14 protein-coding genes are annotated in these 15,923 nt (G+C 72.7%); 4 read left to right on the forward strand and 10 right to left on the reverse strand.

What is annotated here, in order from left to right; translation table 11 throughout:
* Nucleotides 1–37: 37 nt before the first annotated feature.
* Together Cco03nite_RS06305 and Cco03nite_RS06310 are read right to left on the reverse strand one after the other, a co-directional pair.
* Nucleotides 38–2,050, reverse strand: coding sequence for a thioredoxin domain-containing protein (locus Cco03nite_RS06305; RefSeq protein ID WP_203689526.1), 2,013 nt, complete (start codon nucleotides 2,048–2,050; stop codon nucleotides 38–40).
* Between the two features lie 50 nt (nucleotides 2,051–2,100).
* Nucleotides 2,101–2,613: a flavoprotein gene (locus tag Cco03nite_RS06310; RefSeq protein ID WP_203689544.1), complete on the reverse strand. Its 513-nt coding sequence runs from the start codon at nucleotides 2,611–2,613 to the stop codon at nucleotides 2,101–2,103.
* 109 nt (nucleotides 2,614–2,722) lie between these two features.
* Here Cco03nite_RS06310 and Cco03nite_RS06315 point away from each other — a divergent pair, with 109 nt between their 5' ends.
* Complete coding sequence (locus Cco03nite_RS06315) at nucleotides 2,723–3,814, forward strand: DUF3626 domain-containing protein (RefSeq protein ID WP_203689546.1); 1,092 nt, start codon at nucleotides 2,723–2,725, stop codon at nucleotides 3,812–3,814.
* A gap of 82 nt (nucleotides 3,815–3,896) precedes the next feature.
* Here the strand turns inward: Cco03nite_RS06315 and Cco03nite_RS06320 are convergent, their stop codons facing one another.
* The 5 genes from Cco03nite_RS06320 to mca form a co-directional block, all read right to left on the reverse strand.
* The gene (locus Cco03nite_RS06320; protein ID WP_203689548.1) at nucleotides 3,897–4,607 is read right to left on the reverse strand and encodes a PspA/IM30 family protein; all 711 of its coding nucleotides are present in this window, start codon (nucleotides 4,605–4,607) and stop codon (nucleotides 3,897–3,899) included.
* 16 nt (nucleotides 4,608–4,623) lie between these two features.
* Complete coding sequence (locus Cco03nite_RS06325) at nucleotides 4,624–6,225, reverse strand: hypothetical protein (RefSeq protein ID WP_203689550.1); 1,602 nt, start codon at nucleotides 6,223–6,225, stop codon at nucleotides 4,624–4,626.
* Between the two features lie 174 nt (nucleotides 6,226–6,399).
* Nucleotides 6,400–8,955, reverse strand: a complete 2,556-nt coding sequence (locus tag Cco03nite_RS06330) for a putative bifunctional diguanylate cyclase/phosphodiesterase (protein WP_239167161.1) — start codon at nucleotides 8,953–8,955, stop codon at nucleotides 6,400–6,402.
* Nucleotides 8,956–9,058: 103 nt separating this feature from the next.
* Nucleotides 9,059–9,280, reverse strand: a complete 222-nt coding sequence (locus tag Cco03nite_RS06335) for a hypothetical protein (RefSeq protein ID WP_155374249.1) — start codon at nucleotides 9,278–9,280, stop codon at nucleotides 9,059–9,061.
* 5 nt (nucleotides 9,281–9,285) lie between these two features.
* Entirely contained in the window at nucleotides 9,286–10,155 is an 870-nt protein-coding gene (gene mca / locus Cco03nite_RS06340; protein ID WP_203689667.1) for a mycothiol conjugate amidase Mca, read from the reverse strand.
* 100 nt (nucleotides 10,156–10,255) lie between these two features.
* On the opposite strand from mca, the gene Cco03nite_RS06345 reads away from it, so the two are divergent.
* Both Cco03nite_RS06345 and greA read left to right on the forward strand, forming a co-directional pair.
* The gene (locus Cco03nite_RS06345; protein ID WP_203689552.1) at nucleotides 10,256–10,696 is read left to right on the forward strand and encodes a DUF4307 domain-containing protein; all 441 of its coding nucleotides are present in this window, start codon (nucleotides 10,256–10,258) and stop codon (nucleotides 10,694–10,696) included.
* 114 nt (nucleotides 10,697–10,810) lie between these two features.
* Nucleotides 10,811–11,299, forward strand: a complete 489-nt coding sequence (gene greA / locus Cco03nite_RS06350; protein WP_203689554.1) for a transcription elongation factor GreA — start codon at nucleotides 10,811–10,813, stop codon at nucleotides 11,297–11,299.
* Between the two features lie 245 nt (nucleotides 11,300–11,544).
* Here the strand turns inward: greA and ilvA are convergent, their stop codons facing one another.
* The 3 genes from ilvA to Cco03nite_RS06365 all read right to left on the reverse strand — a co-directional run bounded on the left by ilvA (nucleotide 11,545) and on the right by Cco03nite_RS06365 (nucleotide 15,126).
* Nucleotides 11,545–12,771 carry a threonine ammonia-lyase gene (ilvA, locus tag Cco03nite_RS06355; RefSeq protein WP_203689556.1) on the reverse strand — a complete coding sequence of 409 codons (1,227 nt, stop codon included), beginning with the start codon at nucleotides 12,769–12,771 and terminating at the stop codon, nucleotides 11,545–11,547.
* Nucleotides 12,768–13,550 (reverse strand): DUF4328 domain-containing protein, encoded by a 783-nt coding sequence (locus tag Cco03nite_RS06360; RefSeq protein WP_203689558.1) that lies wholly within the window; start codon nucleotides 13,548–13,550, stop codon nucleotides 12,768–12,770. The genes ilvA and Cco03nite_RS06360 overlap by 4 nt, the downstream gene beginning before the upstream one ends.
* Nucleotides 13,551–13,752: 202 nt before the next feature.
* Nucleotides 13,753–15,126, reverse strand: coding sequence for an amidase (locus Cco03nite_RS06365; protein WP_203689560.1), 1,374 nt, complete (start codon nucleotides 15,124–15,126; stop codon nucleotides 13,753–13,755).
* Nucleotides 15,127–15,242: 116 nt separating this feature from the next.
* On the opposite strand from Cco03nite_RS06365, the gene Cco03nite_RS06370 reads away from it, so the two are divergent.
* Complete coding sequence (locus Cco03nite_RS06370; RefSeq protein ID WP_203689562.1) at nucleotides 15,243–15,869, forward strand: hypothetical protein; 627 nt, start codon at nucleotides 15,243–15,245, stop codon at nucleotides 15,867–15,869.
* Nucleotides 15,870–15,923: the final 54 nt, after the last annotated feature.

The raw sequence follows: 15,923 nt of genomic DNA on the forward strand, positions 1-15,923 counted from the left end.
CCTAGCCAGGATTGTCCGTTTGGCCGTTCATATCGTGCTATCGGGCGAGAATTGTCGCCAGTTCGACAGTCGTCGTCACCGGACGGTCGCAGACGAATCCCCGGCAGACGTACGCCGTGGGCTGGTCACCGACCATCGTGCGGCCGGCCAGCAGCGGCACGCCCGGCGCGTCCGGGTGACCCGCCACGATCACCGCTCCGGGTGGCGCGTGTTCGATCGCGGTCAGCACCAGCGGGTCGGTGTCCGGATCCGTGGTCGCGATCGCGATCTCGTACGGCCCCGACAGCAGCGCCTCCGCCCCCGCGGCCGCGTACCCGGCGAAGCGCGGGTGCCGGGCCAGCAGCGGCACCACCGTGGACAGCGCCCGCTCGGCCATCTCGTGCCAGCGCGGCTCCCCGCTCAGCGCGGCATAGCTCAGCAGCGCGTTGACCAGCGATGACAGCCCCGACGGGGTGGCGTTGTCGGTCGGGTCCGCGGGCCGGATCACCAGCTGCTCCGCGTCGTCGGCGGTGTCGTGGAAGCCGCCCTGCCCGTCCCGGAACCGCTCCCCCGCCGTGTCCAGCAGCCGCCCCGCCGCCTCCAGCCAGCGCCCGTCCCCGGTGACCTGGTGCAGGGCGCAGAACGCCTCGGCCACGCAGCCGTAGTCCTCCAGCACCCCCGCCGGCTGCCCGACGACACCGTCCCGGGACACCCGGCGCAGCCGCCCGTCGACGACATGCCGGGTCAGCAGCAGCTCGCCCGCCTCCACCGCGATCGACCGGAAGTCCACGTTCTCCACGTCGGCCACGTCGCCGACCTCGGTGTAGTTGCGCCAGAACTCGCACAGTGCGGTGATCGCCAGGCCGTTCCAGGCCGCGACCACCTTGTCGTCGCGCATCGGCTGCGGCCGCTCCCGGCGCGCGGCCATCATCAGCCCGCGCACCCGCTCCCAGCGCTGCTGCACCTCCGGCGCGACGTCGTCGATGTCGCGCTTGAGCACCAGCACCGACGTGCCGTGCTCGAAGGTGCCCGCGCCGGTCACCCCGAACAGGTCCGCCGCGAACGCCGCGTCGTCCTCGCCCAGCACCTCGACCAGCTGCGCCGGGGTCCACGAGTACGTCGTGCCCTCCACGCCCTCGGTGTCGGCGTCCAGCGCCGACGCGAAGCCGCCCTCGGCCGTCTGCAGGTCGTTCACCAGGAACATGGCCGTCTCGGTGGCGACGCGCTGCGCCATCGGGTCGGCGGTCAGCCGCCAGATCTCGTTGTACACCCGCAGCAGCAGCGCGTTGTCGTACAGCATCTTCTCGAAGTGCGGCACCGTCCACGTCGCGTCCACCGCGTACCGGTGGAACCCGCCCGCGAGCTGGTCGTAGATGCCGCCCCGGGCCATCGCCTCGCCGGTGTGCCGCACCATCTCCAGCGCGTCGGCGTCCTTGGCCCGCTGGTGGTGGCGCAGCAGGAACAGCATGAGCATGTGCGGCGGGAACTTCGGCGCGCCCCCGAAGCCGCCCCGCACGCTGTCGTAGTCGGCGCGCAGCCGCTCCACCGCGTGGTCCAGCAGCTCCTTGGTGATCTCGCCGCCGCCGTCGAGCGGGTTGCGCGCGATCGCCTCGACCACCGCGTCACCCTGCTCCAGCACCTGCGTGCGCTGGTCGCGCCAGGCCTCGGTGACCGCTTCCAGCAGGCGGGTGAACTGCGCCTTCGGGTAGTACGTGCCGCACAGGAACGGCTTGCCGTCGGGTGCGGCGAACACCGTCATCGGCCAGCCGCCCTGCCCGGTCATCGCCTGCGTCGCCGACATGTAGACCGCGTCCACGTCGGGCCGCTCCTCGCGGTCCACCTTGATCGCCACGAAGTGCTCGTTGACCAGGTCGCCGACGACCACGTCCTCGAAACTCTCGTGAGCCATGACATGGCACCAGTGGCAGCTCGCGTACCCGACGGAGATCATCACCGGCACGTCGCGCCGTTTGGCCTCCTCGAACGCCTCGTCACACCACGGCCACCAGTGCACCGGGTTGTCAGCGTGCTGCAGCAGGTAGGGCGAGGTCGCGTCCCCGAGTCGGTTCACACGTCCCACCCTCTCACAGCGCCCCGCCCCCTACCCCGGTGCCCCATTTGTCACCCGGCGGCGGGGAGCAGATCCACGATCACATTCCAGCGGTACGGGCGTCCCGGCCGCTCCGGGCGCAGGGCGTCCCGCTCGGTCACCGTCGCACCCCACTCCGCCAGCAGGGCGAGGCTGCGCCGGAAGCCCGGATGCGCCGCGAGCGTGTCCTTGACGTACGGGCTGACGATCGTCGGCACCCGCAGCCCGAACACCTCGTTCAGCAGCCCGAGCGCGGCGTTGTCGTTGATCCCGGCCACCCACTTGTTGATCGTGTTGAAGCTGGCCGGGGCCACGATCACCGCGTCGGGACGGCCCACCCGCCGCCGCTCGGCACGCCCGCGGGTCCCACCCGCGATCGGCTGACCGGTCAGCGCTTCGAGCGCCGGCAGGTCCAGCCAGTCCGCCGCGGTCGCGGTGGGCAGGAGGTCCACCGCCCAGCCGGCGCGCATCAGCGCCTCGACCAGTTCGGAGACGGCCGTGGCGGGAGGCGCGGCGCAGACGACCACGTGTGCGCTCCTCGGCACCGTCACCCTCCGCCCAGGCCCCGCGAGACGACCGCCCGCCGGTCAAGTATGGGCAGCCCTCCCCATAACCGCGTTGCCCCCGGCCCGCGCGGCGTGATGGGGTCGCGGCATGACGGGGGCGGCTTTCCTGAACGCACAGACGCAACTGACCACCGCGCAGCGGGCGGCGCTCGACCACATGACCGGCGTGGCGACCCGGCAGCGGCCGCGGGCGCTCGAACGCCTCGGCGCCCTGCCCGACCTGAGTGCGCTGGTCGCGGCGGCCGCCGGGCACGGGCGGGTCACCCTGAACTTCCATCCTGATCGGCTGCTCGCCGACGGGCGCACCGTCGCCGAGTCGATGGCCGCCGACGGCCGATACCGCAGCCAGTTCGAGACCGGTGTCACCAACGGCAGCCGCACCGCGTTCCTGGGCGGTGACCGCGACCGCTGGGAGCAGGCGCTGTTCGGCGACGCCTATCTGATGCCGGGCACGTCGCCCGCCGAGCGCCCGCTGTACGGCGGGCTGAACCTGCTCGGCCACCCGGACGGGGCGTGCCCCCGGTTCGGCTCCTGCCACGTGCGGCTGCGGCCGTCGGTGAACGCCCGCTGCACGGTGACCCTGGGCGACAGCCATCTCGGCCCCGCCGACGTCGGCACCCTCGCCGCCTTCGAACCGGTGCTGGCCGGGCTCGTCGAGCAGGTCCGCGCGACCGGGACCATGCTGGGCCGCCCCGGCGCCGATCCGCTCACGGTGCTGCGCGAACTCGGCCGCTCGGCGCCGGCGGCCGAACCCGGTCGAGCCCTGGACGACTACCTCGAAGTGCAGGTGCACGGCCCGGTCGACCTGGCACTGGACGCCGAGGCCCTGGTGCTCGACCCGAGCTTCCGCGGCACACCGGTCGGCGACCTGCTCGCCGCGCTCGCCACCCGGCTCGGCCTCGGCCTGGAGTGGCACGCGGGCTTCGAGCTGACGGCCGCCGAGGTCGGGCCGGACTTCCGCGGCCCGGCGATCCCGCCGCTGGCCGCGGAGGTCTGCCGGCGGTACGCCGGCGCGCAGGGCGCCTTCGACGCCGAGACCGTCGGCCGGGCCGCCGCCGACATGCTCCAAGACCCGACGTCATGGTCGCCCTGGGGCACCCCCGACGACCTCCTCCAGTACGTCAAACAACTCTGGCACACCCTCGTCCACACCGGCCGCCCGTTCACGGGCCGCCGCTGACCGAACGGCCGTCCGGTAGCTGCGGTCTCCCCGAAATTGCAGCTACCGGACGGAGGGCCGGCGACGACCCGGCGGAGCGGTGTCAGCGGCTGGATTTCATGGCGGCCAGGCGGGACTCGATCTCCTGGTCGCGGGCCGACGCGGACAGCTCCTCGAACTGGGCGTCGACGCTGGCGGCCTGGAGTTCGTCGTGGCCCTTGAGGCGGGCCTCCTCGCGGCGGACCATCTCCTCGAAGCGGCTGATCTCGCTGCTCGGGTCGAGCGCGTCGATGCTGCGCGCCGAGCTCTGCACCCGGCCGCGCGCCTCGGTGACCTTGGCTCGGCCGACCAGCTCGTCACGTTTGCGGCGCAGCTCGTCGAGCTTGCCGCGCATCTGGGTGACACCCTGCTTGAGCTGCTCGGTCACCTGCGTCTGCTCGGCGATCATCGGGCCGAAGCTCTTCACGTCGTTCTCGTACGCGATCTGCTTGCCGATCGCGATCCGGGCGAGGTTGTCGAACTTGTCGGCGTCGGCGGCGTTGCTCGAGCGCACCTGGTCGGCCTTGGCGCTGGCCGCCTTGGCCTTGGTCTGCCATTCGGCGGCGTTCTTCTCGGCCTCCGCCGAGTCGGCTTCCAGCAGCCGCAGGTTGCCGATGGTCTGCGCGACGGCGTTCTCCGCCTCGCTGATGTTCGCGGTGTAGTCGCGCACCATCTGGTCGAGCATCTGCTGCGGGTCCTCGACGTCGTCGAGGATGGCGTGGATGTTGGCCCGAGCCATCTGGGTGATCCGCCCGAGGATCGACTGTGCCGCCATGATCAATTTCCCCCTGTCATTGCTTCTCCGGTCTCGCCCACGTGCTGGGGCCGCCGAAACGGCCCTGTACCGGTGGTGCCACGGACGCCGTCGCGCCGCCGGGCTGGTTCGCCTCGCCGGTGAGGCCGATGCGGAAGCCGCCGCCCCCGCCGAGCATGTTCTCCAGCAGGATGCCGCCGAGCACCGCGCCGCCCATACCGCCCGCGGCCGCCGTGCCGAAGCCCCCGGGACCGCCGATGATCACGCTGCCGCCGCCGAGCTGGCCGCCGTACGCCGACGGGAAGGACCAGCGCTCGATGTCGTCGCGGGCCGAGTCCACGGCCTGCGCGGCGAGGTCGTGCGCGCGCTCCGCCGCGGCCAGCGCGGAGACCGGGTCGGGGTCGCTCTCGGCGCGGTCGAGCTGGGTGTGCGCTTCGGACAGCCGGGCCCGGGCCGTCGAGCCCACCGCGCCGCGGCGGGTGGTGATGTAGCCCGTCGCCGAGTCGACCGCGGCTCGGGCCGCGTGCAGGGTCTGCGCCAGTTGCCGGCGGGCCTGCTCGGTGCGGTTCGCGGCGTCGCGTACCCCGCCCATGGCCTCGGCCAGGCCCGATGCCGCCGTCTCCAGCCTGCGCAGCATGCCCAGCGGGTCGGTCTTGGCCCCTGCGAGCTGCGTACGCACGTCCCCGGCGACCTGGTCGGCCCGCGCCACGGCGGCGGCGAGGTTCATCCGGTCCGCGCCGCCCGCGTCCCCGGCAGCCTGCATCGCGGCCTTGCCGGCGGCGACCTCGGCCTGCACCTCGTCGAGCAGCCCGGTCACGTGCTGCCCGGCGGCGTCCAGATCGGTCGCCGCCTTGTCCAGCGCCGCCAGCAGCGCACCCGCCTGACCGAGGGCCTGCTCGGCCCCGCGCAGGGACAGCGCCGCCTTGCCGCGGTCGCCCGCGGCCAGGTCCGTCGACACGGCGGCGAGCTGCTGGTCGGCGAAGTCGAGCCGGGTGCCGGCCTCGGTGACGTTGCCCGCCACCGGGGTCAGCGCGCCGTCGGTGTAGCGGTCGGTGAGCCGGGTCAGCGTCGCCTCGGCCGCCGGCAGCGCGCCGCGCAGCTGCCCGGCGCGGGCCGTCAGCGACCGCGCCAGCTCCTCGGCGTTGGCCTGCATCGCGCGCAGCTTCTCGAAGGCGTCCGCCTCCGCGTCGAGCCGCCGGTCCACCACCGCGCACCGGTCGACGATCTCGCGCAGCAGCCGGCGGCGGGTGACGTCGTCCTCCGGGATCTCGTCGTCGAGCTGGTGGCGGATGCGGAACGCCGCGCCCAGCTCGTCCTTCGCGGCGGCGACCGCGGCGGCGAACGTGGTCACGGCCTCGGCGCCGTACTCGGCGGTGGCGAAGCCGAGTTCCTGCTCGCTCGTGCGCACCGCGTTGTCCACGGCCACCAGCTGCCCATTGGCGTACGTGGACAGCTGCGTGGTGCTGTACGCGGCGAACGGGTCGGCCGGGCCGGCCTGCTCCGGAACGGCCTGCGCCGCCCCCTGGCCGCGTCCCTTGCGCCGCCTGGCCATCGTCAGCGCCAGGACCACGCCCAGCACGATGATCGCAAGGCAGCACAGGACCGAGAAGAGATCGACCTCAGTGGTCTGCACCGGCACGTGATCACGATATCCCCCACAATCCCCCCGAACCCGACGAATAGCCCGCCCTCAATCGCCCCCCACCTGCCGCAACTCTTAAAGAGACGCGGCCATAGCGGGCCCTGATGCCGCAACTCTTCAAGAGTTGCGATGCAAGGGGGGCGGGGGGCGGGGACGGGGGCGGGGGCGAGGTCAGGCGGTGTGGGGGCGGGTGCGGAGGGGGCGGATCGGGCGGGCGGCGCGGGTGAGGGTGTGCAGGGCTTCGGTGATCTCGTCGGCGGGCAGCGGATGCGAGAAGTAGAAGCCCTGGCCGGCGTCGCAGCCGAGGCGGCGCAGCGCGATCCGCTGGTCGGCGGTCTCCACGCCCTCGGCGACGACCCGCAGGCCGAGCTGGCGGCCCAGGTCGACGACCGCCTGCACGATGGCGGCGGCCTGCCGCGACTCGGCCATCCGGCCGACGAAGGTGCGGTCGACCTTCAGCTCGTCGACCGCGATCCGGGTGAGGAAGGTCAGCGACGAGAAGCCGGTGCCGAAGTCGTCCACGGCGAACCGCACCCCGAGCCCGCGCAGCTCCCGCAGCACCTGGTCGGTGACCGGCAGCGGGCTGAGCACCACCGTCTCGGTGATCTCCAGGACCAGGCGGGAGGCCGGCATGTTGTGGCGGCGCAGCAGCTCGGCCACGTCCGCGGGCAGCTGCGGGTCGAGCAGGCTGCGCGGGGACAGGTTCACCGCGACGGGCACGTCCAGCCCCTGCCGGGTCCACTCCGCCGCCAGCGTGAGGGCCTGGTCGAGCACGTGCCGGGTGAACCTGCCGAGCAGGTCGCTGGCCTCGACGGCGCGGACGAAATGCTTGGGCAGCAGCAGGCCGCGGCGCGGGTGGTGCCAGCGGATGAGCGCCTCCACCCCGGACGGCGCGCCGGTGTCCAGCTCGACCGCGGGCTGCAGGACCAGGTGCAGCTGGTCGTCGGCGGCCAGCGCGGCACGCAGCTCGGCGACCAGCGCCAGCCGGTCGGTGCTGGTCCGGTCGCGGTGCGGGTCGTACGCGGCGACCCGCGAGCCCGACTCCTTGGCCTGGTACAGCGCGACGTCCGCGCGGCGCAGCAGCTCGGTGAGGTCGAACTCGCCCGCGGTCGCCACGGCCACCCCGACCGAGACCTCGGCCGACAGCGTCACCCCGGCGACATCGGTCGGGCTGGCCAGCGCCGCGGTCAGCATGCGCGCCCGGCGCTGGGCGACCAGGTTCGCGGCGCTGAGCCGGTCGACCTCGTCGTGGTCGGCCGACAGCCCGGGCAGATCGGTGACCAGCAGCGCGAACTCGTCGCCGCCGAGGCGGGCCAGCAGCTCGCCGTGCCCGACGTCGCCGGACAGCCGTGACGCCGCGGTCTGCAGCAGCTCGTCGCCGGCGAGGTGGCCGAGGGTGTCGTTGACCTCTTTGAAGTGGTCCATGTCGAGCAGCAGCAGGGCGACCGGCACGCGGGCGTCGAGCCCGCGCAGCACGGCGTCGCCGCGGTCCATCAGCGCGTCGCGGTTGAGCAGCCGGGTCAGCGGGTCGTGGTGGGACTCGTACATGGTGCGTTCGCGCAGCTCGCGCAGGGCGCTGTGGGTGGCGGCGTCGTGCAGCGCGGCGGCCAGGGCGTCGCCGAACACGGCCAGCCGGTGCTGGTCGTTGGGGCCCCAGGCGCGCTGGCGCAGCAGCCGCAGGGTGAGCACACCGACCCGGCCGCCGGCCACCTCCAGCACCCGGGTCACCGAGGGCGCGCGGCCCGCGTCCGCCGGTGGCGTGTCAGAGGCGGGCTCGACCAGGATCTCCTCGCCGGTGCGCAGGCTGCTGCGGTATCGGGTCTGCGAGCCGAGCACGGTGAGCTCCACGGCGCGCACCGGGAACAGCGAGCGGGCCGCCTGCAGCCCCTCCTGCGCCACGGCCAGCTCGTCGAGCCGGTGCAGCGAGCGGCTGGCCAGCGCGAACGCCCGCCAGGTGCGGCGCTCCTCGTCCTCGTGCACCCGGTGCACGTAGAGCTGGTGCAGCAGCCACAGCAGCGGCGGCAGCACCCAGAGCCAGCTGCTGTCCCACAGCCGCACCGCGACCAGGCCGAGCGCGACGTTGCCGACGATCATCACGGGGGTGCCGCGCAGCGCCTGCCAGACCACCCCGATCATGTTCTGCCCGTCGCGCACGGCCAGGTGCACCGCGAGCAGCACGGCGCTGCTGAGCAGGTAGACCAGGGCGGCCAGCACGACCACCGCGGCGGCCTGCGCCGACATGCCGGACGCGCCGGGCCCCGGGGCGATCGGCACACCGCCGGCCCACACCACCAGCGCCGCGACGGCGGCGGCGAGGGTGAGCGAGGCGGCGGCCCGGACGGTCTCGACCGGGCTGGTGCGGTTGCCGGAGACCAGCGACACCACCGGTTTGGCCAGCAGCACGCCGATGCCCGCCGCGGCGGGGATCCAGGTGACCGGCACCAGGACGAAGCCGACGATCAGGGCGGCCTCGCCCCAGTCGACGTCGATGGTGGTGGAGCCGACCCGCATCCGCAGGCCGAACAGGTGGGCCAGCGTGATCAGCCCGATGAGCAGCCCGAACTGGCCGAGATCACCCTCGTGTACGCCGATGATCGCGCCGACGCCCGCGACCAGCACCGCGGTGACGACGAGACAGGTTATGACAATGCGGACACGCGACGTCAGCGAGGCTGCACCGGACCAGCGGTAGAGTCCGTCCGCCGCCCGCGTGAGCCACCTGCCCATCCGTGCCCCCTGTCCGCGCGCACCCGAGGCGGAGGCCCGTCGTCTGAAGACGACACGCTCTCCGCCTGACGCGACAGGCCGTGTCCGATTCCCTCGGTCCGCCTCAGCGAGGGTCCGGCGTGACGGGCGAGTCCGTCCGCGCACCGTCACTCATGCTCGCCGAATCGAACGTCTCGGGCAACCGCCTGAGCCGCTGATTCATGTTGCGAATCAGGAAAACCGTTGCAGCGGCCAGGAGCAGGATCAACAGCAGCGCCATCGGACCGGCGAGACCGTCGCCCGACCGGGTGTCGCCGAAGTTGTTGTCGGCCAGGATCTCCAGCATGTGCCTCACCTATCCGCTCCCGCCGGCGCGCGTACGCCGGCGAACAGGTCGTCCTCGGGAATCGCGGTCGCCACGGTCGACCTGACCAGCTGGTAGTCCTCGGTCGGCCAGGCCGCGCGCTGCACGGTCAGCGGCGCGCGGAACCAGGGCCCGTCCGGGTCGATCTGGGTCGCGTGCGCGCGCAGGGCGTCGTCGCGCAGCTCGAAGTACTCGCCGCAGGGCACCCGGGTGGTGATCCGGGGCGACTTGTCGCCGACCCAGTCGTCGTTGAGCCGCTCCGCGTACGGCGACTCCAGCCCGGCCGCCAGCATCGCCTCGTGCAGCGCCGTGAACTTCAGCTTCGTGAAGCTGATGTGGTAGTAGAGCTTCGGCACCTCGAACGCCGGGCCGAAGTCGGGGTAGCGCGCCGGGTCGGCGGCGGCCTCGACCGCGGCCATGGTGACCAGGTGGGTCTGGATGTGGTCCGGGTGCGGGTAGCCGCCCTCCTCGTCGTAGGTCAGCACGACCTGCGGCCGGAACTCCCGGATCAGCTTGACCAGCGGCGCCGCCGCCTCCTCGACCGGCACCCGGGCGAAGCAGCCCTCGGGCAGGCCGGACGGGTCGTCGTGGGTGTAGCCCTCGACCCAGCCCGAGTCGACGAACCCGAGCCAGGCCTGCTCGACACCGAGGATGTCGCGGGCCGCGGCCATCTCCGCGCGGCGGATCTCGGCGATGTTCTCCCAGACGTCCGGGCGGTCCAGCTTCGGGTTGAGCACATCACCCCGCTCGCCGCCGGTACACGTGACGACCAGCACCTCCGCACCCTCGCGGGCGTACCGCGCCATAGTCGCGGCACCCTTGGACGACTCGTCGTCCGGATGCGCGTGCACCGCCATCAGTCGCAGCCGCTGCGTCACCGTGCTCTCCCCACGTGCGAGAATCGACCCTGACAGTGTTCCTCACGCGTCTGACGCATCACACGAAGGACCCCCACCGGTGACCGAGACCTCCACCGACACCGCCGCCGGCCAGGTGGCCGAGCGCGCGCCGTGGCCGGCCGGGCGTTACGGCCGCCGCCGTGAGCAGCGCCGCGCCTCCCGCTCGACGGTCGCCGTGCTGGGCGTGCTGACCGTCCTGGCCATGACGCTCATCGGCGCCCGCCTCTACCGGGCGTACGGTGACGGAGACTACACAGCGTCGGTGACCGCGTTCGACGTGTCGGACACGCAGGTCGCGGTGACGTTCCTGATCCGGATGCCGGCCGACGGCACCGCGGTCTGCCTCGTGCGGGCCCGGGACAAGACCGGGACCGAGGTCGGGCTGGAGGAGGTCACGGTGCGGCCGGGCCCGGATCCGGAGCGCACGATGGTGACGCACCGCCTGGCGACGACGGGCCGTCCGGTGACCGGCGAGGTTAAGGGCTGCCACCCGGCGTGAGTCGCTGGTAGGTTGGTAACTTCGCCCATCGCGCTCAAGGGGGCGGTTACCACTGCAGCGCATGGCCGATCAGCAACCACTTCCGAGAATCCGCAAGACCTGAGGAGAACGCCCGTGTCCACGACTGATGCCACCTGGCTGTCCCAGGACGCGTACGACCGGCTCCAGGGCGAGCTGAACGAGCTCATCGCCGCCCGGCCCGCGATGGCCGCCGAGATCAACGCCCGCCGCGAGGAGGGCGATCTCAAGGAGAACGGCGGTTACCACGCCGCCCGCGAGGAGCAGGGCAAGGCTGAGGGCCGCATCCGACAGCTCCAGGAGCTGCTGCGGGTCGCCCACGTCGGCGAGGCTCCCCGCGGCGACAGCGTCTCCATCGGCAACGTCGTCGTCATCTACTTCGACGACGACACCGAGGACACCGAGACCTTCCTGCTCGGCTCCCGCGAGATCGCGGCGACCACGGACATCACCGTGTACTCCCCGGAGTCGGCCCTCGGCCAGGCCATCCTCGGCGCCCGCAAGGGCCAGACGGTCACCTACACCGCCCCCAGCGGCGTCGACATCAAGGTCACCGTCGTCTCCTTCGAAGCCTTCGGCGGCTGACCCACCGCCACCCCGCCCCAGGGCCGGCCCGCCCCCGCGGCCCGGCCCTAACGCTTTTCCACCCCACCCCACCCCACCCCACCCCACCCTCGCCGCCCGCCCGGCAAGATCGCGACGATCTTGCGTGAACTGTTGGAGATATGCCCGATTTAGGCGTGTCGTTCCCACAGCTCGCGCAAGATCGTCGCGATCTTGGGCGGTGGGTGGGGTGGGGTGGGGTGGGGTGGGTGGGGTGGGGTGGGGGGTTAGGCGAAGGGGGTGTCGACGTCTACCTGGTAGCCGGCGGTGCGGAGGGCGGTGACGAGCTGGTCTGAGTGTTCGGCGCCGCGGGTTTCGACGGAGAGTTCGACCTCTACCTCGCCGAGGTGGAGGCGGGGGTCGTGGCGCTGGTGGGCTACGTCGAGGATGTTGGCGCGCTGATCGGCGATCAGGGCGAGCAGGGCGGCGAGCTGGCCGGGGCGGTCCGCGCAGCGGACGTTGACGTGCAGGTAGCGGCCGGCGGCGCTGAGGCCGTGTTCGATGACCCGCAGCATCAGGAGGGGGTCGATGTTGCCGCCGGAGACGACGGCGACGACGGGGGTCTTCACCTGGACGCGGCCGGCGAGCAGGGCGGCGACGCCGACGGAGCCGGCGGGTTCGGCGACCATCTTGCCGCGTTCCAGGAGCATCAGCAGGGCTCGGGAGATCTCCTCGTCGGTGACGGTGACGACCTCGTCGACGAGCTTGCTGATGTGGGCGAAGGTCAGGTCGCCGCAGCGGCCGACCGCGATGCCGTCGGCGATGGTGGCGATGCTGGGCAGGCGCACCGGCCGCCCGGCCTTGAGCGCGGGCGGCACCGCGGCCGCGCCGGCGGCCTGTACGCCGATCACGGTGATGTCGGGGCGCAGCGCCTTCGCGGCGACGGCGAGGCCCGAGATCAGGCCGCCGCCGCCGATGCCGGTGATGATGGTCTGCACGTCGGGGCGCTGTTCGAGGATCTCCAGGCCGACCGTGCCCTGCCCGGCGATCACATCCGGGTGGTCGAACGGGTGGATGAAGACCGCACCGGTGCGCTCGGCGAACTCCTGCGCGGCGACCAGCGCCTCGTCCACGGTGTTGCCGGCGAACTCGACGCGCGCGCCGTACCCCTTGGTCGCCGCGACCTTCGGCAGCGGCGCGCCCACCGGCATGAACACGGTGGCCTTGGTCTTGCACAGCCCCGCCGCGAGCGCGACGCCCTGGGCGTGGTTGCCGGCGCTGGCCGCGACCACACCGCGGGCCCGCTCCTGCTCGCTGAGCCGCGAGATGCGCACGTACGCGCCGCGCACCTTGTAGGAGCCGGCGCGCTGCAGGTTCTCGCACTTGAGCCAGGCCGGGCCGCCGAGTTTGGCCGACAGCGGCCGGCACGGCTCGATCGGGGTGGTGCGTACGACGGACCGCAGGCGCTCGCGCGCCGCCTCGATGTCGGCCAGGCTGACCAGCTCAGGTGTCACAGGCTGATCGTGCCACTCGGCACGGCCGCGGGCACAACGGGGACGTGTGCGGCCCGGCCGCGCTCGATCCGCGCGCTCTGCGCCCGGCTGATCGACAGGATCAGCGTGACCAGGAAGAACCCGGCAAGCACGGTGCCGACCGCCTCGACCAGCCCGAAGGTGAACATGTCCCCGAAGTAGGCCACGTGTGCCGAGAAGGTGTTCGTGTCCGGTTCCATCCGGCCGCTGATCTGCGAGGTGGCCAAGCTCACCACGTACCCGGCCCACCACAGGCCGGTGAGCGCGCCGACCCGCCGGTGCGGGAGGCTGGCGGCGGCGACCTGGTGCATCACCCGGCACGGGACGACGAAGTTGGCGAACGGGATGAACCAGCCGCCGATCGCCCAGCCCGCGGCCAGGCCCGGGTGCACCTCGGGGAACGCGTCGATGTTCACCCGCGCGCGGTACAGCCAGATGATCACCAGCACGCCCGCGACGAGCATGCCGAGCACGTCCATCCCGGTGATCGCCAGCTCGACGAGGTAGGCCCGCTGCAGCAGGTCGGTGTCCCGGTCGGCCTGCGCCTGCTCCGCCATGGCCCCGGGCACCAGGGCCAGCACCGCGCCCAGCACGGTCAGCACGGTCGAGACCACGACCGCGGCGACGGCGGCCAGGCCGATGCCGTGCACGGCGTACACCTTCGCGTGCGGGTGGATCAGCGGCGCGGTGCGGTCCAGTCCGCAGGCGTGGCAGTAGATCCCGGGCGCCGCATTGACGGCGGAGCAATGTGGGCAGGTCACGGCGTTTCTCCAGGGTCGAGGCCCACGGAGAGTAACGGAACGACCGGTACCACCGAAACTCAGCCCAGCTCAGCTGGGATTACCCCGTTCCACGCCAGTCACGTTCCGTACAAGAAAGGTAGGAAGGGCACCTTCTACAACGCATAGCGATGTGCCGAGCTGCTGCTCGTCTCGCTGACGCGAGCCGACGATGCCCTTCCTCTCAGTTGGGGCGGGGGAAGCCGGGGGCATGGCGGCGCCAGGGGGCGGCCAGTTCGATCTGGCCGGCGACCGCCAGGAGAAGCAGTTCGGTGCCGGGAGGGCCGACCAGTTGCACGGCGGCGGGCAGGCCGTCGGGGCGGACGCCGACGGGCAGGGTCATCGCGGGGAAGCCGGTGATGTTCCACGGGGCGGCGAACGGCGCGTTGCGCACGTTGGCCACCACGTTGGTCAGCCAGCCGCGGCGGTGCCAGTCGCCGGCCTTCAGCGGCGGACCGGCCAGCACCGGTGTGAGCAGCAGGTCCACCCCGTGGGTGGCGAAGAATTCCAGGCAGCGGTCGCGGAATCCGGTGCGGTCCTGCTCGCGCACCAGGCCGCGCCGCCAGGCCCAGCCGCCCATCGCGACGTGCCGCCGGGTGCGTTTCTGCAGCTTGGAGCGGTCGAGGCCGGCCGCCTCGACGTCGCGGTACGCCGCGGCGAACCAGGTCGCCATGCCGCGCAGCCCCAGCGAGGTGGAGTACGCCGGGTCAGCGGTCAGCGTGTCGTGGCCGCACTCGCCCAGCAGGCGCGTCGCGGTGGCGACCGCGGCCCGGTTGGCCTCGTCGGCGCTCGCCCCGGCGACCGGGGACTTCAGCGACACCGCGATGCGCAGCCGGCCCGGCTGGCTCAGCGGCTGCGGCGTACGCCCGGCCAGCACCGCGAAGCCCAGCGCCGCGTCGGCGACCGTGGTGGCCAGCATGCCGTGCTCGACCAGGCCGAACCAGTCGTCCGCGCCCAGGTTCACCGGCAGCACGCCCCGGCCGGGCTTGAGCCCGATCAGGCCGCAGCAGGCCGCCGGGATGCGGATCGAGCCCAGCCCGTCGTTGGCGTGCGCGATCGGCACCAGCCCCGCCGCGACCGCCGCGGCCGAGCCGCCGGAGGAGCCGCCGGGGGTGCGGTCGAGCGCCCACGGATTGCGGGTCACCGCGCTGTCGTCGTCGGTCACGCCCCACAGTCCCAGCTCGGGCATCCGGGTCGTGCCGATGACCACCGCGCCCGCGCCGCGCAGCCTGCGTACCAGCTCATGGTCCTGCTCGGCCACGGCCTGGCGCGCGCCCGCGGACCCGTGCCACGTCGGCAGCCCCGCGACCGGGGTGTTCTCCTTGACCGCGATCGGCACCCCGGCCAGCGGCAGGTTGGCCATGTCACTCTGGTCGTCGACCTTCTCCGCCTCGGCGGCCGCCTCCGCGGCCCGCACCGTGCGGAACGCCGCCACGACCGGGTCGGCTCCGGTCAGGTAGTCGAGGTGATCGGCCACGACCTGCGTCGCCGACGTGTCACCGCGCCGCACGGCTCGCGCGATCTGCTTGGCGGTGGCGCCGACCCAGGTGTCCGCCATGTCTTTCCTCCACCACGTCGTGAGCCAGAAAACCGGGGCTCCAGTATGGAGTGCCGTGACGCGACGTGAGCAACTGGAGCCTTGCCGCGACGGATTTCGTTGGCGATGCTGGGCTGATGCAGCCGGAACAGCGTGGTCGTGATTGGACCGTGCCGATCGTGGTCGGCGTGGTCCTGCTCGTCGTCGTGCTCGTGGTGTGCCTCGGCGGGGCCGCGGCGGCATATCTGCTGGCCCGGCGCGCTCCCGGCCCGTTGCCGTCGCCGTCGACCTCGCCGTCGCCGAGTCCGGTCGCCGTGCTGCCGTCCCCGACACCGATGTCGCCCGCGCGATGCCTGATCGGACAGTGGCGGGAGACGTCGTACACGTCCAGCGCCGAGATCTTCGGGGTGACCGTGCAGCTCACCGGGGCGGGCACGCTGCTGAGCTACGGCGCGGACGGCACTCTGGTAACCGTGGACAAGGTCACCCGCAAGGGCACCCGCAACGGCGACCGGTACGAGGTGATCCACAACGGCACCACGCGCCTGAACTACGAGGCCGACGAAGAGATGATCAGCTACAGCAACGCGTCCGCCACGGGCACCACCACGTGGAAGGTCAACGGCAGCGTCCGCGACCGCGAGAACCTCAGCACCACGATCACCCCCGACCGCTACACCTGCAAAGGCGACAAACTTCGCATCTATGGCGACAGCTACTCGATCGAGGCCGACCGCATCCTCCCACCCGGCCGCCCCGTCTGACCCCCTCAACCTCGGCCCGAACAAGAAAGATCGCTGTTTCGGGTCAAGACCTGC

The organism is Catellatospora coxensis (genome assembly GCF_016862635.1).
GTDB lineage: Bacteria > Actinomycetota > Actinomycetes > Mycobacteriales > Micromonosporaceae > Catellatospora > Catellatospora coxensis.

What these genes read in the sequence shown, in the direction of transcription:
- Cco03nite_RS06315 (WP_203689546.1), top strand. Translation starts at nt 2,723, where the DNA reads ATGACGGGGGCGGCTTTCCTGAACGCACAGACGCAACTGACCACCGCG.
- Cco03nite_RS06320 (WP_203689548.1), bottom strand. Translation starts at nt 4,607, where the DNA reads ATGGCGGCACAGTCGATCCTCGGGCGGATCACCCAGATGGCTCGGGCC.
- Cco03nite_RS06330 (WP_239167161.1), bottom strand. Translation starts at nt 8,955, where the DNA reads ATGGGCAGGTGGCTCACGCGGGCGGCGGACGGACTCTACCGCTGGTCC.
- Cco03nite_RS06335 (WP_155374249.1), bottom strand. Translation starts at nt 9,280, where the DNA reads ATGCTGGAGATCCTGGCCGACAACAACTTCGGCGACACCCGGTCGGGC.
- mca (WP_203689667.1), bottom strand. Translation starts at nt 10,155, where the DNA reads ATGGCGGTGCACGCGCATCCGGACGACGAGTCGTCCAAGGGTGCCGCG.
- Cco03nite_RS06365 (WP_203689560.1), bottom strand. Translation starts at nt 15,126, where the DNA reads ATGGCGGACACCTGGGTCGGCGCCACCGCCAAGCAGATCGCGCGAGCC.
- Cco03nite_RS06370 (WP_203689562.1), top strand. Translation starts at nt 15,243, where the DNA reads ATGCAGCCGGAACAGCGTGGTCGTGATTGGACCGTGCCGATCGTGGTC.